This window comes from Undibacterium sp. 5I1, from assembly GCF_034314085.1.
Taxonomy (GTDB): Bacteria; Pseudomonadota; Gammaproteobacteria; order Burkholderiales; family Burkholderiaceae_D; genus Undibacterium.
Genome location: NZ_JAVIWI010000001.1, coordinates 247,779 through 270,804 on the forward strand (window position 1 = coordinate 247,779; position 23,026 = coordinate 270,804).

General features: G+C 47.3%; 17 protein-coding genes. 9 read left to right on the forward strand and 8 right to left on the reverse strand.

What is annotated here, in order from left to right; genetic code table 11:
* Positions 1 to 286: 286 nt before the first annotated feature.
* The gene (locus RGU72_RS01080; protein ID WP_322117982.1) at positions 287 to 1,519 is read right to left on the reverse strand and encodes an MFS transporter; all 1,233 of its coding nucleotides are present in this window, start codon (positions 1,517 to 1,519) and stop codon (positions 287 to 289) included.
* A gap of 134 nt (positions 1,520 to 1,653) precedes the next feature.
* Between RGU72_RS01080 and RGU72_RS01085 the strand changes: the two genes are divergently transcribed.
* Positions 1,654 to 2,085: a hypothetical protein gene (locus RGU72_RS01085; protein WP_322117983.1), complete on the forward strand. Its 432-nt coding sequence runs from the start codon at positions 1,654 to 1,656 to the stop codon at positions 2,083 to 2,085.
* A gap of 5 nt (positions 2,086 to 2,090) precedes the next feature.
* Here RGU72_RS01085 and RGU72_RS01090 read toward each other — a convergent pair whose 3' ends face one another.
* The 5 genes from RGU72_RS01090 to RGU72_RS01110 all read right to left on the reverse strand — a co-directional run bounded on the left by RGU72_RS01090 (position 2,091) and on the right by RGU72_RS01110 (position 7,527).
* The gene (locus RGU72_RS01090) at positions 2,091 to 2,882 is read right to left on the reverse strand and encodes a LytTR family DNA-binding domain-containing protein (protein ID WP_322117984.1); all 792 of its coding nucleotides are present in this window, start codon (positions 2,880 to 2,882) and stop codon (positions 2,091 to 2,093) included.
* A 6-nt stretch (positions 2,883 to 2,888) separates the two neighbouring features.
* Entirely contained in the window at positions 2,889 to 3,944 is a 1,056-nt protein-coding gene (locus RGU72_RS01095; RefSeq protein WP_322117985.1) for a sensor histidine kinase, read from the reverse strand.
* 2 nt (positions 3,945 to 3,946) lie between these two features.
* A complete protein-coding gene (locus RGU72_RS01100) occupies positions 3,947 to 4,597 on the reverse strand; it encodes a hypothetical protein (RefSeq protein ID WP_322117986.1) in 651 nt (216 codons plus the stop codon).
* Positions 4,598 to 4,684: 87 nt separating this feature from the next.
* Positions 4,685 to 5,866, reverse strand: a complete 1,182-nt coding sequence (locus tag RGU72_RS01105; protein ID WP_322117987.1) for an acyltransferase — start codon at positions 5,864 to 5,866, stop codon at positions 4,685 to 4,687.
* 560 nt (positions 5,867 to 6,426) lie between these two features.
* Entirely contained in the window at positions 6,427 to 7,527 is a 1,101-nt protein-coding gene (locus tag RGU72_RS01110; protein ID WP_322117988.1) for a threonine aldolase family protein, read from the reverse strand.
* A 205-nt stretch (positions 7,528 to 7,732) separates the two neighbouring features.
* Between RGU72_RS01110 and RGU72_RS01115 the strand changes: the two genes are divergently transcribed.
* The 3 genes from RGU72_RS01115 (at position 7,733) to RGU72_RS01125 (ending at position 11,599) form a co-directional block, all read left to right on the forward strand.
* A complete protein-coding gene (locus RGU72_RS01115) occupies positions 7,733 to 9,424 on the forward strand; it encodes a M14 family zinc carboxypeptidase (RefSeq protein ID WP_322117989.1) in 1,692 nt (563 codons plus the stop codon).
* Between the two features lie 442 nt (positions 9,425 to 9,866).
* Positions 9,867 to 11,006: a hypothetical protein gene (locus RGU72_RS01120; RefSeq protein ID WP_322117990.1), complete on the forward strand. Its 1,140-nt coding sequence runs from the start codon at positions 9,867 to 9,869 to the stop codon at positions 11,004 to 11,006.
* A 191-nt stretch (positions 11,007 to 11,197) separates the two neighbouring features.
* Positions 11,198 to 11,599 (forward strand): hypothetical protein, encoded by a 402-nt coding sequence (locus tag RGU72_RS01125; protein ID WP_322117991.1) that lies wholly within the window; start codon positions 11,198 to 11,200, stop codon positions 11,597 to 11,599.
* Positions 11,600 to 11,698: 99 nt separating this feature from the next.
* On the opposite strand, the gene RGU72_RS01130 is transcribed toward RGU72_RS01125, so the two are convergent.
* Positions 11,699 to 12,391, reverse strand: coding sequence for a DUF2242 domain-containing protein (locus tag RGU72_RS01130; protein ID WP_322117992.1), 693 nt, complete (start codon positions 12,389 to 12,391; stop codon positions 11,699 to 11,701).
* A 52-nt stretch (positions 12,392 to 12,443) separates the two neighbouring features.
* Entirely contained in the window at positions 12,444 to 13,154 is a 711-nt protein-coding gene (gene hutC, locus RGU72_RS01135; protein WP_322117993.1) for a histidine utilization repressor, read from the reverse strand.
* Positions 13,155 to 13,401: 247 nt separating this feature from the next.
* Here hutC and hutU point away from each other — a divergent pair, with 247 nt between their 5' ends.
* From hutU to RGU72_RS01160, 5 genes are all read left to right on the forward strand, one after another.
* Positions 13,402 to 15,102, forward strand: coding sequence for a urocanate hydratase (hutU, locus tag RGU72_RS01140; RefSeq protein WP_322117994.1), 1,701 nt, complete (start codon positions 13,402 to 13,404; stop codon positions 15,100 to 15,102).
* A 344-nt stretch (positions 15,103 to 15,446) separates the two neighbouring features.
* Positions 15,447 to 16,988, forward strand: a complete 1,542-nt coding sequence (gene hutH / locus RGU72_RS01145; RefSeq protein WP_322117995.1) for a histidine ammonia-lyase — start codon at positions 15,447 to 15,449, stop codon at positions 16,986 to 16,988.
* A 52-nt stretch (positions 16,989 to 17,040) separates the two neighbouring features.
* On the forward strand, positions 17,041 to 17,652 hold the full coding sequence (locus RGU72_RS01150; protein ID WP_322117996.1) for a HutD family protein: 612 nt from the start codon (positions 17,041 to 17,043) through the stop codon (positions 17,650 to 17,652).
* 3 nt (positions 17,653 to 17,655) lie between these two features.
* Positions 17,656 to 18,885 (forward strand): imidazolonepropionase, encoded by a 1,230-nt coding sequence (gene hutI / locus RGU72_RS01155; RefSeq protein ID WP_322117997.1) that lies wholly within the window; start codon positions 17,656 to 17,658, stop codon positions 18,883 to 18,885.
* A 34-nt stretch (positions 18,886 to 18,919) separates the two neighbouring features.
* Positions 18,920 to 22,879 carry a DUF748 domain-containing protein gene (locus tag RGU72_RS01160; protein WP_322117998.1) on the forward strand — a complete coding sequence of 1,320 codons (3,960 nt, stop codon included), beginning with the start codon at positions 18,920 to 18,922 and terminating at the stop codon, positions 22,877 to 22,879.
* Positions 22,880 to 23,026: the final 147 nt, after the last annotated feature.

A 23,026-nucleotide genomic window follows, 5' to 3' on the forward strand; every position in this document is an offset into this window, starting at 1 on the left:
TTTCAATTACTCTGGCTTAGCCATAGTGATCAGGTTAGCGGTTTAATCAGGCGTATTAGCTCGATGTGTAATTCGGTTGAAATAAATACTGGAGGTAGGTATATTTAGATCGTCCAGAAGATCGCTGGGCAATCGGCATTATTTTTTAAAAATATTGGGGAGTATATTAAAATTATGCCGTTTGACCTATCTGAAGAGAGAAAAGTTCTTTTTGTTTTCTGTGAGCAGCCCAGTTTTTTCTTGGGCGTTTGTTAATTGACCGGTGGCAGCTCTAAGAATCACAGCTTTAAGAGCGACGATACAGATCAGGAATTTTTTTACGGCTTAAGATCATCATCCCCAAACTACCTATGCCAAGTAATAACCAGTTAAGTATAGGTATATGCATGGTTTGAGCAAGATCAAACAGCACACCGCCAGCGAGGCTACCGATCATTGTCCCTGTGCTTTGATAAAAAATCTGTTGCGACATCAATTTGCCGGTGTCTTCCGACGATCTTGTCGAATGTCGTGCAATAAGGACATCAAATGAGGGGCCGTAAAATACTTGTGCAAATGAAAGCAAAATTGCAGAAATGATGACGGCACTGCTGTGGCCACCAGCGAACACCATCAGAGCAAAACTAGCAAACAGGCAACTGTAGCCAATCTGCAAGAAGCGGAAATGATCGCGTATCCGCACGGCTCGTTTAGACACCGGTATCTGGAAGAAGATGATGACCAGTGCCGCCAGCCAAAATGGGGTGGAGACAGGAATACCTGGAGTGAACTTAGGAATGTGCAGGCTAAAGCCAATCATAGGCTGGACCGCAAAGCACCAGAATACGGCATTTGACACCATAAACAGCCGTGGCAGTGTTTTTGATGGCGTGACTGATAGCGCTGAATCTGCTTGATTATTTGCAGTGACCGATGCAGCTTGTTTGACTGCCAGCACGGCAAGATAGTCCGTCTCATGCGCAGCAATCGCGCGCATGGCATACAACATAAATATGGCATAAGCGATAAACGTGATCAGCACAATCAAGAACACGATTTTAAGGCTATGCACCGGCACCCAACCCGCCATCAGATATCCCAGCACCAAGCCCATTCGTATGGCAAAGGCTAGACGACTAAATAAAGACGACTGATCTAATTCTTTTAACTTCAGTAAATAATTTTTCAGCCCAGGAAAAGACAATCCGCTTCCCAATCCAGCCAGTACCGCAAACAAGGCCAAAGCCCAGGCCTGATGTAAATACGCCATGCAATACAGGGCAAGCCCCTCCAGCAAGATATTGCCTGTGACAGAAAATGGATGATTCGCCAGCTTGGGATAGCGGCTACCCAAATGCGAGCCGATGACACGACCAAAATTCAAGCCAAACAGAATCGATGCGGCCCAAGTGCCAGAAAAGGATTTACCTGTTTCCGACACAATCAATGGCGTGTACAACGCCACCCCAGCAGAGGCCAGCGCAACGCCGACATAAATTAGATAGGAATTAAAAACAGAATTAAACGGCTTGGTTTGCATGAGCTTCAATAAAGTCGTTTATGCGTCTGGTGTGATGCAGTTCACATAAAGCAGAGTTTGACAGACGAGGCCAGATAGATTATCTGTTGGCTGTGACGAAATAAAACAAAACAAAAAACCCAACCGGAGACAACATGATCCAGCGCTATATCAAAATCATCCTCTACATCGCTGGTGGCATTATGCTGCTGGCAGGCCTACAGTTTATCGTACCCTTACCCCTATTGCAGGCACAACAATTGGTTGTAAGCGATAGCGCAGGCATATTATTCGCCCGCCATTGGAGTTTATTGGTCGCTTGTCTGGGTGGCTTATTGATTTATTCCGCCAGGCACCCTGAATGTCGCATTCCCATTATTGTCGCCGTCACGGTAGAAAAAATCGGTTTGGTCGGCGTACTGCTGATGAGCCTGAACGACGCTGCCTTGAAGCCAATGCTGCCTGTGATTGTATTGGACGGTGGTTTTGTGATTTTGTTTTTGATTTATTTATTCGGGCGGAATGGTAGCAGCGAGGTTGATAAGGACAACGATGACAAGATTCGCGTTAAATCATCTGTGCCATAGCAAAATTACATTTGCCTGAACCGATGCTGAAAAGCTTGCGATACGGTTTGCCATTCGGCCTCATTCATTAGTTTCAGCACAAGGCCATTATCTTGTCTTTGCAATGTATCAATGGCCGCGACGCTGACGATGGCACTACGCGATATTTGCCAGAATTTTTCTGGGTCTAGTTGCAGCATCAGGTCCTTGATCGTGGTACGGATCAACGCTTCAAATTTGTTGGTGACGACCTTGGTATATTTGGCATCTGCCCGAAAGCATTGCACGTCATTTATATTGATAATACGCAACTGTGTGCCGCTAGACGCCTGTATCCATTTCAACGGAATAGGATTTGGCTCGCCCTTTTTTTGTTCTTGCTGTTGTTCTGATATAGCAAAACTTGCGAGTGGGGTGGCTAGCTTTTCTTGCAATCGTTGTACCGTCACCGCCAGTCGGGTCAAATCAAGAGGCTTGAGGAGATAGTCAACCGCACCTTGATCAAACGCCTGTATTGCATACTCATTGTATGCCGTCAAAAAGACAATATGACAACGTTGCGCCGCAAGGCGTGCCACGTCAACGCCAGATAAACCTGGCATGCGTACATCTAAAAAAGCGATGTCAGGTTGATGCTCCTGAAGTAACCTCATCGCATTAATACCATCTGCTGCTTCTGCAACAATCTCTAATTCTGGCCATAACAAAGTTAAGGCTTTGCGTAACTCGGTTCGCAATAAACTCTCGTCCTCCGCCAAGAGGGCGCGCCGCGCTTTAGCGTTGGCTTGGAGGATGGTAGTGGTTTGTGTCAAACGCATACCGCGCTATACCTTCAGTTCGTTTTGGATGGGAAGCCTAATCGTCGCAATCACACCAGATGGTAGTCGTGCCGCTAAGCTCAATTCAGCACTTGTTTCGGTACTTTCATCATCGCCTTGGCCGTACAGCGTTTGCAAACGCTCTTGCAGATTGATCAGACCAACGCCGTTACCCAACTCTGCTTGGAAGCCCGCACCATCATCGCTGACTGTGATCGTCAATATGCTGGCGTCCACAACTGCGTTTATCTGCAAATGTCCACCTCTCAGTTGTGGCTCTATCCCATGTTCAATCGCGTTTTCTACCAAGGTCATCACACACAAGGGCGGGATAGCGCAAGCACGTGCAGCCTCTGATGCGTCTATCGTAAATTGCAATCGTTCACCCAGGCGAATTTTCATAATATCGAGGTAGGCTTTAGCGCGTTCCAACTCTTGCCCCAGCGTCGTCGTATTTGCGCGCAAATCGGGCATTGCCGCGCGCAGGTAGACGTTTAGATGATTTAACATCGCCTCCGCTGCGACTGCATCGTCACGTATCAATACGCGTGCATTTGCCAAAGTATTATATAAAAAATGCGGTTCTATCTGACCTTGCAATGCAGCTAAACGCGCCTCCAGCAATTGACGCTCCACAGCGTGTGTTGCTTGGGCTTTGGCGAGTGTGGCGTGCTCTTTGTACGAGATTTCGGCAGAGATTGCTGCGGGTAAAATAGTTGCTGTTAATAACACTAGTAGCAAGCTTGGCATAATCCAGTCCGCATGTCTGATTCGTAACATAGGCCATAACGTTTTTTCTATCAACAATCCGCTGGCGATCGCCACCGTCATTAAAAAGCACAACCCCATCCAATACAAAGTTGGACTACATTGTCTGCGTTTGCTTAACAGGATAATCAAGAAAACTTTTGCAATACTAAACGTCAGTAATAGTGCAACCAAATCCGCCAGCCACGCAGCACGGTGGCTGAGTACCATGCCGATCAGTATCAATATAGTTGATGCCAAGACGGGCAAGAATGGCCAGTCTTGGTGTGCGGATGGACGTAACAAAGTCGGCATTGTTATTCAGTAAAGTTCAGATTACGTGGCGGCTCAAGTCTCAGACCTGATCGGTATGTTGGTATCGGGAATTTATCAGGTGTCGGTGAAAGCGCATGCTTTTCTAACTTTAAGTCTCGTACCCAAATTTTCCCCTGGGAGGCGAGCGCAATACCGATCTCAAATTGATTACGGTATGCATCAGTGCTCTGGGGTAAATAGGATTTGAGAATGATTTTCTCCCATCCTCGTCCATCTGGAATCACTTGCACCTTCATTTCCAAATCGCCGCCTGAGCGCATGTGGCGTAACCAGATTTTATTTTTCGCAGCGCCAGTTGCGCGAGCCATCAAGCTAAATTCAATGACTTGTCCCTGATAATCAGTGCCATCGATCGTTTGGGTAATTGCTGCAACCTCGTCGCTTGGCTGACCTCTGCTGGTGATATATAAAGCTGGATGCTCCTTGCTGCCTTCGTCAGTATCAATACCGATCTCATATTTATCATTGTCGGTTGGTCCCCACACAGTCCAACCCGCAGGATTACCGATCCTGATCGGGTCTGCAAATGAGGTGTTGAGCGCAACCGCTACGATGGTCGCTACTAGAATAATTTTCAGATGTTTCATCGCCGCTTCTCCTTGTTGTTTAATGACCGAAACAAGTTTATGCATTTGCTAGTTACCTCACATTTTGTTTGCGATAAAGACATCGGATTACGCGATAAGAGCAGGGCTTTAACCGATAAACGTTTATCTGAATTAAGTTGAGCGGGAATTCTTGATCAGTATTGAATTTAGCACTTTAGTATTCCCTGACTCTGTACGCTTTACAAAATTAGTCGGGAAAAATCGATTACGCAATTTCATAAATGGAGTTTCTACCAGAGTAAATAGCAGCCATCCGCCGATCAGACTGGCGACAAACATCACACCAATTCCACTAGCGCTAGTTACGCTTATCCCTATGCTGTTTAAGGGGTTGATTAGTACATTCATCAATGGCTTATGTACCAGATATAAGGCGTAAGACCAGATTGCTAACTTAGCTGCGCCAGGAATACGAAGCCGATACAGCCAAGAGACGGGACTAAGTGCCGCTACCGTTAATAAAGCAAAACTGATCGCCAGCAGGCTATAACCAAAAGCGGTGGTGAACCATAAAAATCCCTGACCATCGACGTAGTTGTAATTGGTAAATAAGTAGAGGCTAAAAAAACACAACCCAATACCACCGAGTAAAGTTGTTCGCCCACATGCTTGCGTTCGCTGCCATGCGGCAGGATGGAAGTTCTTTAGCATCGCTATTGCAACACCGGGTAACAACTCATCAAACCGACATAAGCTGGAATAATAAATATTGACGTAATACAGACCGCCATCGCTGCCAACATCGCGCCACATCCAACTTCGTATTAACACTGCAATAGTCATCAAACCGATCAATAATATCCAACCGGCTTTGAGCGATTTTCGCAGGCGATGTACTAGTAAGGCGATGGCTGGCAACAACAGATAAAACTGCTCTTCGACGCATAGGGACCAGGCATGAGAAAACGCCGAACCAGGACGCAAGTTAAAATTTTGCGTAAAGCTTAAAAATTTCCACAAAGGTGTAACAGGATTCCCACCGACGGCAAGAGGAAACAATAAATACACTGCCAATATCACGTAAAAGTTGGGCAACGTTCGCAAGGCTCTGCGGATATAAAACATCTTTAGCGAAAACGAATGACCCGATTGCATTGCTGAAAAAATCTGATTGCCGATCAGATAGCCGCTCAGCACAAAAAATAAATCGACGCCGGCCCAGCCAATTTGACTCAAGCTACCGAAGCTCGCCTCATGACTGACAAAGACCATGTAGTGATACATAAATACCAGCAAAATTGCAATCGCACGTAAGGTATCCAGTCCATTGATGCGGCTGGAAGAAGAGGTCATTGTCATGGAAAAGTAAAATGAAAAAGTTCAGAGCAGGCTACTTAAATCAACACGAAAATATGTCTGTATCTCAGTAAATAAACCAGGAAGAAACAACATCAGCAGCGTATCAGTAAGCGAATGCTTTATGGTGATTTTGGCTAACTATTTTTACAGCAAAATTCTTATTTCTGGGACGAATTGGATAAGCGTTTTTCAGGGATGCTTTAAGTTTCAACATGCCTGCATATTGAGTGATTCCAAGGCTGCATTATGTCGACCAGTTGTCGCAGTAATGATAAAAACCTGAGTAAAAATGAACTTCGATCTCATTTTTTAGAAATTTCGCTAAGATCATCCATATAAAATAAGGCTTACAAGCCATTTTTGCTCTGTAAGCCTTATTTATATTGGACATCTAAATCAGAAATTTTTTTAAAATCTTTTATTCATAACGAAGGCCATTAGTAACAATGCAAATTCTAAGCATGTCATTCCCGCGTGTCTCAAGCAGGATTGGTAAGAAAAATAGCTTTATGCGCAATGTTGTAGGTCGACTCAAGAGTTTTTATAAATTCCCATCAAAGCTTTTCCAAAATTTTCTCTACAAATAACGTAAGCGCGTTCTTCACATCAACGTCCTTCATCGCTAACAGTTGATCGCCGATATACCATTCAAACATGCATTGTTCTGGCAGTGCCGTGTGCACGGCATTGCCGAATAACCAGATGCCATGTTCGTGCGCGATCTGGTTGCGGATGTCGGTTGCACGTTCTTTATTGACGGGTAAATACAGGTGCAACATATTGGATTGAGGCTGCACTGGATTGGCTTTTAATTGTGGAAAATCTGCCAGCAGTTGATACAGCCATTGTGTACGCTGGAATAGGGCCGGCATGTCGTCCAGACGCTGATCAAATTGCATCGCTGCTGCCACGACGTAGGGCGAGCGGCGGAATACATTGCCGCCTTGCCTTTGCATCCAGACCCGTGCCTGATCGATCAGAGATTTACCGCCTAGTAGCATCGCGCCGCCGAGACCGCCTATGCCTTTATAAAACGAGACATACACAGAATCAAAACCTTCCGCGATCTCGCGCAAAGGCTGAGCAAATCCGCTTTGTGCTTCCCACAAGCGGGCGCCGTCCATGTGTAGATGAATATTCTCTTGCTGGCAGTAGGACTTGATGTCCTGAAGTTGTTGCCAGCTAGGGAGTTGCCCGCCGATTTCTCGCATGGGTAATTCGTATTGAACGGCACCGATTTTTTCCGGTATCGCCTTGAGATCGTCTACTGTCCAGGGGCGATATGGATTGCCGATTCTGAGGGCATTAAAGTGGCGAAGCAATTCATGATTGCTGTTTTCATGGATAAAAATATGTGAACTTGGATGTAAGCCCACCAAATTGTTGCCACGTTCGGCACAAGCGAGTCGCAAGGTGGTGACTTGTGTCATGGTGCCGGTGATGCAAAATAAGGCGGCTTCTTTACCTAATAGCTGAGCGATTTTTTGTTCAAAGTGTTGGACTAATTCACCCTCACCATAAGTGTCATGCAAGACATGGTTGGCTTCGCACCATTGCGCCATGGCGGCAAACTGTTCCGCTGGCGGTAGTTGACGGTGACCGGGGAGGATGGTGTGACAGCTCAGGCGTAAAGCGGCGATTTCGGCGTTGGTCAAGATGAGGCTCCTGGGGCGTTGTGGGTTGATGTATTTTACGTGATTCGTGACTGTGCGAGATTTGCCTGTATACCAAGATAATATCGCTCGCTACCAGTCTAATTCAGGCAAAATCACGGTAGTTATTTTTCCTAACGTATCTAATTGATCATCACGGGATGCGTGCTGCATACCTTGGATACCTTCTTCACCTTGGACGCTCACTATGTCAACAGACCTGCAAATACCTTACGAACTCGGTAATCAAAACCAAACGACGACCTGGGATCAGTGTATTGGCTTTTATCAAAAGCTGGCATCCACTTTTCCTCATGTCTTGCACTTCAGTCAGATTGGCATCTCGGATGCCGGTGTGCCTATTCATGCTGGTGTAGTGACTGCGGATGGCGTATTTGATCGTGAGCAGATCAAGCATGAACAGCGTCCGGTATTTTTTAATAATAACGGTATTCACCCCGGTGAGCCCGAAGGTATTGATGCCTGTATGGCGCTGGTGCGCGACTGGTGTGTGATGCCAGAGCGGTTGGCGCAACTAGGTCGTACCGCGTTTATTTTTATTCCGATTTATAACGTGGATGGTTGCCACAATCGTCAAAACACATCGCGGGTGAATCAAGACGGTCCCGAGTTGTTTGGATTCCGCGGGAATAGTCTGCATCTGGATTTGAACCGTGATTTCATTAAGTGCGACAGCTTGAATGCGCAAGTGTTTAACCAATTTTTTACCGCTTGGGACCCAGATGTGATGGTGGATACACACACCTCCAACGGGGCAGATTATCCTTACACGATGACCTTGATCCATACCCAAACAGATAAACTCGGCGGCGATCTGGGGCAGTTTTTGCGTGAGCAGATGCTGCCAGTGATGTTTGCAGATATGGCGCAACGCGGCTGGCCGACTTGTCCTTATGTGAATCCTGTCAAAGAGAGTCCTGATCAAGGGATAGAAGAGTTTTTAGAAACTGCGCGATTCTCTACGGGCTACGCCGCTTTGCATCACACCATCGGTTTTATGCCAGAAACGCATATGCTAAAACCCTTCGCCGATCGCTACGCATCCATGCGCGCTCTAGTCGAAGTCGCGTTGGAGTTCACCATCAAGCACGCAGAACAAATCCAGCAATTGCGTGACGCCGCCAAACAACAAGGAAAAAAACGCAGTCATTGGCCGGTGAAATGGCGCCGGGATGACGAGCATGTCTCGACGGTTCGTTTTAAAGGCTATGAGGCTTGCCACAAGCCCAGTGCATTAGGCGACTACAGTCGTTTGTACTACGACAAACATCAAGCATGGGAAAAGGATATTCCTTACTTCAATCATTTCAAGCCAGAAGTCGTAGTCCCTGCGCCGATTGCCTATGTCGTACCCCAGCAATGGCGCGCTGCGATTGAGCGCTTGCAGTGGAATGGCGTCAAGATCGAGCGAATTGCCAGTGACCGCATTGTGCAGGCGCAGACCTACCAAATTCGTTCAGTTACATCGCGCCCACATGCCTATGAAGGTCATTTATTTCATGACGACATGGAGCTGAGCACGCAGACTGGCACCCATCAGATCAAGGCGGGTGATATCTGGATTACGCTGGATCAGGACCAAGCGCGGTATGCGGTCGAAACCTTGGAGCCACAGGCACATGACAGCTTTTTCCGTTGGGGATTTTTTAATAGCGTATTAGAGAAGAAAGAAGCTTTCTCCGATTATGTATTTGAAGATCTGGCAGAAGAATTACTCCGTGAGGAGCCAGTATTGGCTACGCAATTCGCTACATGGAAAGCAGATCATCCCCAGCTATTGAACGACCAGAATGCCGTGCTGAGTTTTATTTTTGCGCATTGCCAGCGGTATGCAGAGCCAGAGTGGCGCCGTTACCCGGTGCTGGCGATATTTGCTTAAGCCCCTCTTTTTCTATAGATGGTTTATGCATACTCCTTGTTAGTATATTTAATCGACCAAGTAATTATTGGTATATAAGGCGATTTTTGAAAAAATTATGGGGAGTATACGAAATTATCTCTATTTTTGACTAGATGGAATTTCTGCTAAAAAGAAAAAATAATCATAGAAACGTATCGAGTGCAAAGTAAGCGAGATTGCCTTTTGCGCTTTGTGCATTTTCGCTGAGCGTGTTTTTACGGCGCTCAGTTTTTCACTTAGCTATTCAACTTAGCTACTCAACTTAGTTAGTCAACCAAGTGAGCCTAATTGCTTAGCCAAAACACGTACTGAATCAGTGCACGATCAAGCTGTTGTTTAGCAACACGTTTGAACCTGCCGCTGTGACAGCAAAACGCAATTTCTGTTTAATCCTTCATCGTTGTTGTGGTATTTTGTTGCGATGAATTCAAGCACAAATCCTCCCACTTCCACTCAACTTCCTCAATATCAACGCTGCATGGTCATGGCTGGCGGCGGCTTTCGTTTTGGGATTTATCTTGGTATGTATGCCGCAGCGCGTGATGCCGGGAAAACGCCTGATCTGTTATTAGCCAGTTGCGGCGCGGCGATTGCGGCGACGCTGATTCAGGCTTTACCGGATGATGGGCAGTGCAAGGCGTGGCTGAGTTCGCATGAGATGTATCAGTTCTGGGCGAGTCTGCAATCGACATCGCAAGCGGCGATTCATCGCTCTTTGATTCAGGCGATTAAGCGTAAGTTGTCCTCAAAAAATACGCCCAAGATACCGGATGTATTTCAAGATTATATGTTTGAGATACCGCCTAATTTGCCATTGCCAACTGCCAGTCCAAGTCAAACTGCTGGGGCACCAGCGGTTGCGATTATCGGCGGCAAGCTGTTATACCAACCAGAAGAAGTAGGGCAGCCGCGTGGTCATCGTAAATTATTTGAAGAAACCGTTTTTTGCGATCAGCGAACAGCCGCACTATTGCAAGGTATTCAATCGCCATTCAGCGCCCCGATATGGGGGAATCATGCGATTGCTCCACAACTGTTGATCGATGTCGATATGCCTTTGGCAGAAGCGGTGCGGATTTCGGTATCTGACATGTTTTATTTTCGTTGTCACAGCTATCGTCGTCCGTCTACCGGGCAGATGGAACACTATATCGGTGGCGTACTCGATCTATTTCCTATCGAGATAGCCAGGCGGCTGGCGCATGAGGTCACGATGGAATTTAAAGAGTCGTTTGATCAGACTTTTGCGATCCCTGCTTTGCGTGCGGTGTTGGGCATTAACGGCAATCAGCGCTTACGTTATGTTCACCATCAATTTGCGGATACCTGGATTGATAGCTCAGATATCAGCATTGCACTGGCACGCGAACAGGTGCAAAAGAAGCTGGCTTTCAGGCGTAACCGGGTTAGCCTGATCATGCCGGACAGCTATGACACTTATGTGCAGTATATTGAAGCGCAGTGGCAATACGGTTATCAACGTGCAAAAGAGGCATTCGCGAAAACCACCGCCAATTCCAAAGAGCCAATCCGCAACGCTAATCGTTACAATAGCCCGTAAGGGGTTTGAAATCAGGTGTAAAACCTCTAAAAGTTGTCGATTGATGCACAGTTTGTTTTATAAATTGAACAAACTGTTGTTAATCAAAGAGTTAATTGCCGCATGGATACAACTCTATCCTTTTAATTTGATCTAAACTTAATTAGAATCAAAACAGCCTCGCCAGGCTTTCAATCATTACAGGAGTCGCCATGAAAAAATTTGTCTCAAAGGCAGTTGTTGGTATGTTGTTGGTTTCAGGTGTTGTTTCGGTTGCGTCAGCAGCTAATGCCGCAGTCGATACCTCTGTTGATGGTATCTTTACTGCGCTGACAAGCACGAAAGATTTGCAAGCTACAGTTGATACCTTGGTAGCAAACGGCGCTGGTGCTGGTTCAGTTGTCGCTGTCGCCGCGGCTGCTGGTATTTCTTTGGATACAGTCAAAGATCTGACGATTTGCACTAACGATATCTCTGCAGATTCCAAAGTACTGAGCGCGACTTGCATGAAGCCACGTACTATCGCAACGGCGTATATCGTCGGTATGAACGATCCTTTGAAATACCTGCCTGCAACAGCAGCTGGTGTTCGTAAAGATAAAACTACGAAGTAATTTGTTCGTATAGTTTGTATTGGGTTTGTATTAGTAAAAAAGCGATGCAGAAAAATCTGCATCGCTTTTTTTATTGCTGCTCGCCAGAAAAAAATTGGTTTATTGATTTGGCGTAGTCAATTTCTTATTGTCAGAAGAGGCTGGAGATTCTTTTTTATCCTCATCCTTATCGGTTTCAACCGAAGAGTCATCCATATAGCGTTCTGCTAATTTAAAAAATTTATCGTAAAAATCACCGGTTGGTATCGTTTCGCTGGCGACTTTGACTAGAGAATCGTCACTGGCACCGAACGGCAACGATACCGAGCCCAGTGCGCCGACGCCGATGCTGGCGGAGTTGCTGCTCTTTTTGAGCGAGTAACGGTCGCGTACCGCATTGGCAAAAACGGTGGTGCTATTACTGCCTTTGCTGTCGGCGGCGCAGACTACCGTAAATTCAATCTCGGCGTGAATATCACTATCGTGTTGGAATTTTCTGCGGCCTCTGACGAAGGCGGTTTTGGATTCGCTGATGACATAACCCTGGCTGAGCAAAGCACGGCGGGCGGCTTCGCAAGCCGTTTTTTCCGATCCGGGAAAGCTATGGGTAAAGACATCGGCAGAGCCAAATTCTTCTTCTTTGAGAGCGACTTTGCTATTGCCGAGATTGCTCCCAAAACTGCCGCAGCCTGCGAGTGTCGTGACGAGTAACAATGCTGCCAGCCGAGTGATGTTGACTTGCTTATTCAGCGAGTTAGCAGAGGAGGCAAAATGGGAAAAGGAGAAAAAGCGCATCGGTTCTATATTGTTCAATTAGTTTGTTTAGTCTGGTTTGTTTGCTGAGTTTAGTCAGCAAAGGATTACGTTAAAAACTACCCGCAAACTGATAACGTTGGCCCGGATGCCACATCGTGACTATCGTGGCGATTTTGGTCTTTGATATTGTTTGACGGTGTAATAGCAAACATGGTTCCTTGCTGGTGATATTTAACATCGTCGCGATTTGTTTAGACGGTAACAACGCTTCAATACGGTAGCTGACACTTTCTAAGGGCGCTACCACCATCAGATATTCATTCGGTGTCATGGTCATAAAATTTTGTTCCAGATAGTCAGGCGCAATATCCGAATTGACCCAGCGGTCTTCTACCTGAATCGCAATATCATTCTCAAAATGTACGATGACCGAATGGAAAAGCGGATGTCCTATTTTTACCTTAAATTGTTGCGCCAGTATGTCACTCGCGGCCACCGCGACTAGCGCATGCAATTGGCTGCGATGCATGTGACCGCGCGCTCTGACTTCTTCCGCGATACTTTTAATCTCGACTAAGGTTGCCTGATATTTATGCTGCGCGACATAGGTGCCCGAACCTTGAATACGCGTCAGGATTTGTTCGCTGGTCAACTCTCGTACAGCCCGGTTGACCGTCATGCGGGATACGCTGAACTGCTCTGCTAGCGCAGTTTCGGACGGAATCGCATCGCCTTCTTTCCATGTGCCGGACTGAATTTCTTTTAGTAAATAATCCTTGATACGCTGGAACACGGGTGCGTTTTCTTGTTGGTTTGACACAGGATTCCTTGTAACTAAGGTGGTGGCATTAAAAAAACATAAAAATATAATCTTGCACATTGTCTCATACAAAAATCCAGTTGCAAAAGTTGTATATACAACTTAAACTTATTTCAAAGACTGGTCATCATCTGGTTTTTAGAAGCGCATTGAACGTATATATTGAGTTAGCTTGAGTTAGTTTAGTTAATTTGACTGAGTTTGACTTTGCGCCAGCCAACACTATCGAAATAGGACGGAATACATCATGAACAACGATCCACGCTGGGACGAAAGCCGCGAAATCCGTGCACCACGCGGTGCTGAAAAAACCTGTAAAACTTGGGTAGCCGAAGCCGCTTATCGCATGCTTCAGAACAATCTGGACCCCGAGGTTGCCGAGAATCCTAAGCATTTGGTCGTGTATGGCGGGATTGGTCGTGCTGCCCGTAATTGGGCGTGTTTTGATCAGATTCTGGCCTCGCTAAAAGAGTTGGGCGAGGACGAAACCTTATTGATTCAATCTGGTAAGCCGGTCGGCGTGTTCAAAACCAATGAGGATGCGCCCAGAGTGTTGATCGCCAATTCTAATCTGGTGCCCAAGTGGGCTAACTGGGAACATTTCAATGAACTCGACCGCAAAGGTCTGTTCATGTACGGTCAGATGACAGCAGGTAGCTGGATTTATATCGGCACTCAAGGCATCGTGCAAGGCACCTATGAAACCTTTGCCGAAGCAGGGCGTCAGCATTTTGGCGGTGACTGGGGTGGGCGCTGGATTTTGACCGCAGGTTTGGGCGGCATGGGCGGTGCGCAACCACTGGCGGCTAGCTTTGCTGGCGCTGTTTCTTTAAATATTGAGTGTCAGCAATCTAGTATCGACTTCCGCTTGCGTACCCGCTACGTCGACAAGCAAGCCAAAGATTTGGACGATGCCTTGGCACTGATCAAACATCATTGCGACCGCAAAGAGGCGGTATCAATCGCCTTGCTCGGCAATGCAGCAGAAGTCTTGCCAGAACTAGTTAGACGCGCCAAAGCTGGCGGCATGAAGCCTGATCTGGTCACCGATCAAACATCAGCGCATGATCTGATCAATGGATATTTGCCGATAGGCTGGACGGTTGAGCAATGGAAGGCAGCACAACCAGATGCAAGCCAGCACGCAAAACTGACTGCCGATGCCGCACAGGCTTGCGCGGTGCATGTGCAGGCCATGCTGGATTTCCATGCGATGGGTATTGCGACGGTGGATTACGGCAATAACATCCGTCAGGTCGCGTTTGATACCGGCGTGAAGAATGCTTTCGATTTCCCCGGCTTTGTACCTGCCTATATCCGTCCTCTGTTCTGCGATGGCAAAGGGCCATTCCGCTGGGTCGCTTTATCGGGCGATCCGGAAGATATCCGCAAAACCGATGCCAAGATTAAAGAACTCTTCCCAGAGAATAAAGGCGTGCATAAATGGCTGGATATGGCGGGTGAGCGAATTGCCTTCCAGGGTTTGCCAGCACGTATCTGCTGGCTAGGTCTGGGTGAGCGCCATATCGCTGGTCTGGCGTTTAACGAGATGGTTAAAAATGGCGAGTTAAAAGCACCCATCGTCATTGGACGTGACCATCTCGATACCGGTTCTGTTGCTAGCCCTAATCGCGAGACGGAATCGATGATGGACGGTACCGATGCTGTCTCCGACTGGCCTCTACTTAATGCCTTGTTAAATACCGCAGGTGGTGCGAGCTGGGTGTCCTTGCATCACGGCGGTGGCGTTGGTATGGGTTACTCACAACATTCCGGCATGGTGATTGTGGCGGATGGCACGGATGCAGCAGCAAAACGTCTGGCGCGCGTCTTGGTCAACGATTGTGGTTCCGGCGTGATGCGTCATGCGGATGCTGGTTATCCGCAAGCGGTTGCCTGCGCTGAGCGTAATGGCTTGAATTTACCCATGATTAATAACTCAAAGTAATGAGTTGAGAGAGTGAGTTGGGGCAATAAATTGACGCAGCCAACCGAGACCGTAAGTTGATAACAATGAGCAGATCAAAACTCCCTCTTTCGCTTGTGGGAGAGGGGATGATTGCCGTAGATTTGATCGTATTAATAATACTGGTGGTAAGTATATTTTAGGTGTCCAGAGAGTAATTGGACATTAAGGCATATTTGCTAGTGATTGGTGGGGAGTATATTGAAATTGACTCAAAATTGAATGCTTCCGCCTCCAACGAATCAATGTTTTATCCCAGCACAATACCAAACTGCACATTTCATCACATTTCAAAACTGCCAAGAATAATTTAAATAAGGACAAACATGAATACCAATACTTTCATCATTCGCCCAGGCCAAATGAGTCTGTCCGACTTACGCGCGATCTGGCGCACGGCTTTGCCGCTGGAGTTGGATGCCAGTGCCTATGAGGCGATCAACGCGTCCTCCGCAACGATCCAGAGTATCGTCAAAAAGGGCGACGCGGCGTATGGTATCAATACCGGATTTGGCAAACTCGCCAAGACCCGCATCCCCGATGAGCAATTAGAATTACTGCAAAAAAATCTGATACTGTCGCATTCAGTCGGCTCCGGTGAATTGATCGCTGATGAGGTTGTGCGCTTGATTTTATTGATGAAGATCGCCAGCCTCGCGCGAGGATTTTCTGGTATCCGTGCCAGCGTCATCGATACCATGATCGCGCTCTACAATGCTGGCATCATGCCCGCAATTCCGGTCAAAGGATCGGTCGGCGCGTCAGGTGACCTGGCGCCTTTATCGCATATGACGCTGGCCTTAATGGGCGAGGGCGAAGTGCGTGTGAAGGGACAATTAGTCTCGGCAAAACTGGCGTTAGAAAACGCCGGAATCACAGCAGTCGTGCTGGCTGCCAAAGAAGGTCTGGCGCTGATTAACGGCACCCAAGTTTCTACTGCATTGGCGCTCAATGGTTTGTTTCTCGCTGAGCGCTTGCTGGAAGCCGCAACGATTACCGGAGCATTGTCGGTCGACGCCGCCAAAGGCAGTGACGCGCCGTTTGATCCACGTATTCATGCAGTGCGCGGTCAACCTGGCCAGATCGCTACCGCAAAAATTTATCGTGAATTGCTAGAGGGGAGCGAAATCCGCCGCTCGCATCTGGTCAACGACGAGCGTGTACAAGATCCGTATTGCCTGCGTTGCCAGCCACAAGTGATGGGCGCCTGCCTGGACATTATCAATAACGCAGCCCGTACTTTATTAATTGAAGCGAATGCCGTAACCGACAACCCGCTGGTATTTTTGGATACAGGCGAGGTCATCTCCGGCGGTAACTTCCATGCAGAGCCAGTGGCGTTCGCAGCAGATACGCTGGCTCTGGCAATTGCGGAAATCGGTTCTATTTCTGAGCGCCGCATTGCCTTGCTGATTGATGCAAGTTTGTCAGGTTTGCCGCCATTTCTGGTGCCAAATTCCGGGCTCAATTCTGGCTTTATGATCGCGCATGTAACGGCTGCGGCGTTGGCTTCAGAGAATAAATCCCACGCCCATCCAGCCAGCGTCGATACGATCCCGACTTCAGCCAATCAGGAAGATCATGTCAGTATGGCGACCTTCGCTGGCCGACGTCTGCATGAGATGGCACACAATACTGCCACCATTGTCGGTATAGAGTTACTAGCTGCAGCGCAGGGCGTCGATTTTCATCAGCCGCTGGAGACCTCAGCGAGTCTGGCGACAGTACATCATGCGCTACGCCGCAAGGTTGCGTTTTATGACAAGGATCGCTTCTTTGCACCAGATATTGCAGCAGCAAAACAGATGGTGCTGGATGGCGAATTGAGCGCACAATGTCAGCACTTGTACACTCATCTATATGCGTAAAGCAGCCCGTTATCCTTAAATACATAACGCCAACACATAACGCCAACACATCATGCGTAAATGGAGCCAGCAAGACTACAAAACTATGCCCTGGAAAAACGGTGGAGGCAGCACGACTGAGCTGGCAGTTTTTCCTGAAGGCGCAAGCCTAGATCATTTTGTGTGGCGCATCAGCACCGCGCTGGTCAGCAGTAGTGGCCCGTTTTCACACTTTCCAAGGATTGACCGTACATTGGCAATTTTGTCAGGAGAGGGCTTGACCTTGCATGCCGATGAGGAGGGTACGGATACGCCCTCCAGCATCACGCTTAACCGCAGCAGCATGCCACATCAATTTTCTGGCGAGACATCGATCCGTGCCGATTTACTTGATGGTCCAGTTTGGGATCTTAATCTGATGACACGGCGGGGTGTTTGCACCCATTTTATGCAGCGTCTGGAAGCGGGTGAACATTTTGTCGCCGCACAAAATGCGCAACAAGTATTGATTTATTGCGCAAAAGGACAGGCAGTCTTGAATAAAGTGATGGACGTCAGCGAAGCAGATTTAATTTTGCTGGAAGAAGATCATGAACACGCCGGTGTTAGATTGATCGTGCAGGCACATGAGAGTAGCGTGTTATATCTGATGCGTATTAGTTTTTTAAATCATGCTGGGATCTAAACCATGCTGACTCTCTGGACCAATGTTCATCTGGCGACAATGCAGGATGGTTATGGCGAAATCCGCGACGCTGCAATTGTGGCGAAGGATGGCAAGATTGTCTGGCTAGGTAAACGTATCGATTTATCTGCTGATTTGCTTGCTGATTTTCAAGCGAATTCCCAAGCGAGCATGTCACACGATGGACAAGGCTGCTGGCTGACACCTGGTCTGATTGATTGTCATACCCACATCGTCTATGCAGGCAATCGCAGCGATGAATTTGAGGCGCGTTTAAACGGCGTCGCCTATGAAGATATCGCCAGACAAGGTGGCGGTATTCTTTCCACGGTGCGCGCGACCCGTGCCGCCAGTCCAGAGCAGCTAATGCAAGCCAGTTTGCCCAGAGTACGCAATTTATTAAAAGAAGGCGTCACTACACTGGAGATCAAATCGGGCTACGGTCTGGATGTTGAAACAGAGGCCAAGATGTTGCGGGTTGCCAGACAATTCGCACAAGATTTTCCGGTACGGATCAAAACGACTTTTCTCGGAGCGCATGCTTTGCCTCCGGAATATGCAGGTCGCGCCGACGATTATCTGGATCTGGTTTGCAATCAGATGCTACCAGCGCTAGTGGCAGAAGGTCTGGTCGATGCAGTTGATGCGTTTTGTGAAAAAATTGGCTTCTCGCCAGCGCAGACTGAAAAAGTATTTCAAGCGGCACAGCGCCATGGATTGCCAGTCAAATTGCATGCCGAGCAGCTCTCAGATCAGGGCGGTACAGCACTTACGGCACGCTATCAAGGCTTGTCTGCCGATCATCTGGAATATTTATCGCAAGAGGGCATCAACGCGATGGCGCAGCATGGCACAGTCGCAGTGCTATTACCCGGTGCTTACTACTTTTTGCGAGAAACCAAATTACCTCCGGTCGCTGGTTTGCGCGAGGCGCAGGTACCCATTGCCATTTCTACCGACTGCAATCCGGGTACCTCACCAATGACCTCTTTGTTGCTAGCAATGAATATGGCCTGCACCTTATTCCGCTTAACGCCTTTGGAGGCATTGGCAGGCGTCACCAAACATGCCGCCCGCGCTTTGGGTTTGCAAGATCAGATCGGCACCTTAGAAATTGGTAAGGCAGCAGACTTCGCATTGTGGGCGATAGACCGGCCAGGTGATCTGGCCTATGCGATCGGTGGCAATCCTTGTGTGGGGATTGTGTTTGCTGGAGAGCAGATCGTTAGTTAAACTATGGCATTAGATTCAATTTAAAGGAACGACCGTGACCTTATCAGCCAAAGTGACATTGCAGGCGCATCTCAAAAAAACTTGGCAAGGGCGTATCGGTAAAATCATCATCAGTCTGGTGGGCTTGCTAGCACTGATCATCTTGTTGAGTTGGCTGCTGCTACCGGTTTATGCAAAGCGAGTCGCGGTCGAGCAAGTTCAGCAGCAGTTAGGTCGCAAGCTAGCGATTGGCGAGATTCGTTTCTCCCCCTTTACTCTCGCGCTCACGGCTAACGATATCAGCTTGTACGAGCCAGATCAGCGCAGCCCGGCACTGTCTTTAAAAACTCTGGTACTTAATCTCTCATTGAGTTCTGCCTGGCATCGGGCTTTGGTGATCGATGAGGTCAGACTAACCGCACCGCAAGTCCATGTAGTACGCACCAGCGCGGATGCTTATGGTCGCTATAATTTTTCTGACATCCTCGATAAACTGGCGGCGCAACCCAAAAGCGATGCGCCTTTTCGTTTTTCTCTGGCGAACTTGCAATTGCAAAATGGCAGTATTGTTTTTGACGATAAAGTACTGGGGAAGCACATAAAAATAGACGAGCTGCAAATTGCAGTACCGTTTTTATCCAACTTCCCAAAAGAAGTAAATAGCTTCATACAGCCGATGTTGTCCGCCAAAATCAATGGCACACCATTCGATTTAAAGGCGCGTAGTAAGCCGTTTGTGGATAGCTTGGACACGACTTTAGCGATTGATATTGATCGCCTGAATGTACCTGCCTATGTTGCTTATATTCCAGTCCCTTTGCCATTAAAAATACAAAGCGCGCAATTATCTACCAAGCTGGATCTGACTTTTAGCCGTAAGAAAAACCAAGCAGAGTTGCTGTTATCTGGTCAGCTGCAATTGCATAAAATAGACCTCAGAGATAATGCCGATACCCCGTTGTTGCTGACCGATGTGATTACGGCGCAGATCAAACAAATTAATCTGATTAGCGGTGCAGCGAGCTTAGATCAGTTAAGCATAGAGGCACCAGAAGTTTGGCTGGATCTAGACAAAAAAGGCCAGCTCAACTGGGCCAAACTGAGTAGTCCCGCTCTTACTCCAACCCCCGCTACGGATCAGGCAAAGTCTACGCTGGCAAGTGATCCGATAAAAAATTCTGCTCCAGTTGTTAATGCCGTTAACTCCGCTAACGCTGCTAATACGATTACCGCGGTCACATCAGATTCCAAGAGTAAAGCAATCATTGCCTTAAATTCTATTGTGCTCAGCAAAGGGCAAATCCATTTTAGTGACGCCTTGCATTCGTCACCAGTTACACCAATTAATTTAAAAGATATCGCCCTCAATATTAAACAATTGAGTACCGATGTTGCGGCCAAGCCAGCCAGCGTTTTAATCAGTATCGCTACCGAGCAAGATGCACAAAGTAAATTTGAAGGGCAATTCAGCGTCGCCAGCGGGATGGTGGATGGCAATGTGAGTCTGAACGGTTTGTCACTGGCTACTTATCAGCCATTGTTTAATCCTGTATTAGCTGCCACGCTGGCAGGCAAGTTAGCGGCGCAGTCGCATATCCATAGCCAGGACGGGCAAGTAAAAATAGCAGATTTAAATTTGCAATTAGCAGATTTTTCCATCCAGTCAAAAGCGAAAACTGAGGGCGGTATTGCAATCAAATCTTTAGCACTGAGCAAGCTAGAACTTGATACTGCGACCAAGGTAGTTAACGCGAGTAGTTTAGAAATGACAGGTCTGCAAGCCGATGTCCAAAAAGATCAGACCGCAACATTAAATCTGCAAAAATTTTTGATAGCGCGGAATGGACAAAGTGAGCAGAGTGCAAAACATCAAGCTACTCAAGATAAAGTTAGTATCAATGTAGAAGCAGTAAAGTTGGCTGGTGCTGCCAAGTTTAACAACGCTAGCGCCAGCAATCCCGCCACTGTTCCAGAATCGAATGCATGGCGCGTCAATCTGCACAATTTTTCTGTCAACGATAGTAGTGTGCGCTTTGATGATCAGTCGCTTTATCCTAGTGTGAACGTGACGCTGGATGGCATCAGTCTGGTCGCTAGTAATCTCAGCAGTAATCTATTGGACGGTTCAGTCGTGGACAACGCCTTCCAGACGGCGAGCTTTAAATTAAAAACGACGATTAATCGCAAAGGTAAATTAAGCCTGAGCGCCGATGCCAGTGCTGGCTTAAAAAATATCACGGCATTAATTGATGCCCAGACCTTGCCAGTTGCTGCTCTATACCCTTACTTTGCGCGCGAGTTAAATGTCACTTTAAGTCGTGGTGACGCCAGCGCTAAAGGCAAGCTAGTGATCCTGAGTGACAAAGGACAAGCACCAAAAATAAGTTATGACGGTAATTTAAAATTCAGTGATTTCCATATGCTGGAAAGTGGTGCCAGCGACGATTTTTTAGAATGGAAATCAATCGACCTGGACGGTATTAACGCAAAATTAGGTGGTAATAAACCTACGATATTGTTGAGGAAATTGAGCTTGACGGATTTTTATGCCAGGGTAGTTTTGTCTGATAAAGGCAAACTGAATCTGCAAAATATTACCGTCAACAAATCTGCTGACGGCACAACGGATGCGAACAAGATTGTCGAAATCAAGAAGGCAGATGTCAATTCAACTGACACGGCAAATTCAGTCAACTCTGCTGACGCTGCCACCACCTCCGCTACCTCCGGTACCGTATCTATCGTACCTGCCGCGTCAGTCTCGGCGACCACGCCAGTCATCGTTTCTACACCGATAGCACCGCCAGTCAAGCAAACTAATCCGCTAGTGATCCGGATTAGTCAAACCGTCCTGCGCGGCGGCAATGTCAACTTCACAGATAATTTTGTCCGTCCCAATTACAGCGCTAATTTAACTGGCGTTAGTGGCACGATAGGTGCGATTGCGTCTGACAGCACGCAGCCCGCCACAATTGAGTTGAATGGCAAGATTGATAATGATGCGCCGTTAGTGATTTCTGGCACGCTCAATCCTTTATCCTCACCGATTTTTTTGGATATTAAAGGCAGCGCCAACGGGATGGAGCTGACGCGCCTGACACCCTATGCTGCAAAATATGCAGGTTACGCAATTGATAAAGGCAAGTTGTCGGTGCAGGTGTCGTATCGGGTAGAGAATCAGCAATTGCAAGCGCAAAACGACGTGCGTTTAGATCAGCTCACTTTTGGCGAAAGAATTGATAGTCCCAATGCCACGCGCTTGCCGGTACAACTGGCACTGGCCTTGTTGCGTGATAACGATGGAAAAATTGCGATCAATTTACCAATCTCTGGCTCTTTATCTGATCCGCAATTTTCAGTCGGCGGGATTATTTGGAAAGTCTTCGTCAACTTAATTACCAAGGCAGTGACATCTCCGTTTGCCTTGTTGGGGCAGGCGTTTGGTGGCGGAGAGGAATTATCCTATGCCGAGTTTACGCCGGGGCTGGCGATCTTGACACCGGACACCAGCGCTAAGTTGGACAACCTAGCCAAAGCGCTCAGCAACCGCACCAGTTTGCGTATGGATATTCTTGGTAGAGCCGATACGCAAACCGATACAGAGGGCTTGCGCCGCGCCAGTCTGGAGAAAAAAATCAAGCAAGCAAAACTCGCTAGCTTGCAAAAGAAAAATCCTCAATTGAGTCTGGAGCAAATCAGTTTGGATGAAGGTGATAAAAAAACTTATATCGAAGACGTTTATAAAGCTGAAAAATTTAGCAAGCCGCGTAATGTGATCGGCATTGCCAAAACTTTGCCACCAGAAGAGGCCGAGCGTTTGATCCTTGCTAACACGCCGGTCACACCTGAAAATCTGCGTCAGTTAGCCCAACGCAGAGCCGATGTGGTAAGGGATTATTTGGAGCAAACAGGCGGTATTGCCAAAGAGCGACTGTTTTTGATTGCGCCAAAATTGACGGCAGATGGGATTAAAGATAAAGGTCTGCCAAATCGGGTAGATTTTTCTGTTAAATAGCAGTACCTTCTTCTTATTGCGGATAAGTGAGAGTAAGACGGTGAACTGAATACGGCGTTTAAACAGTACGGCTTTTGTACGGCAAATAGTTTATGTGGTCGCCAATATAATAACTTATACTCCCACTGGGTATATTTTATTGTCCAT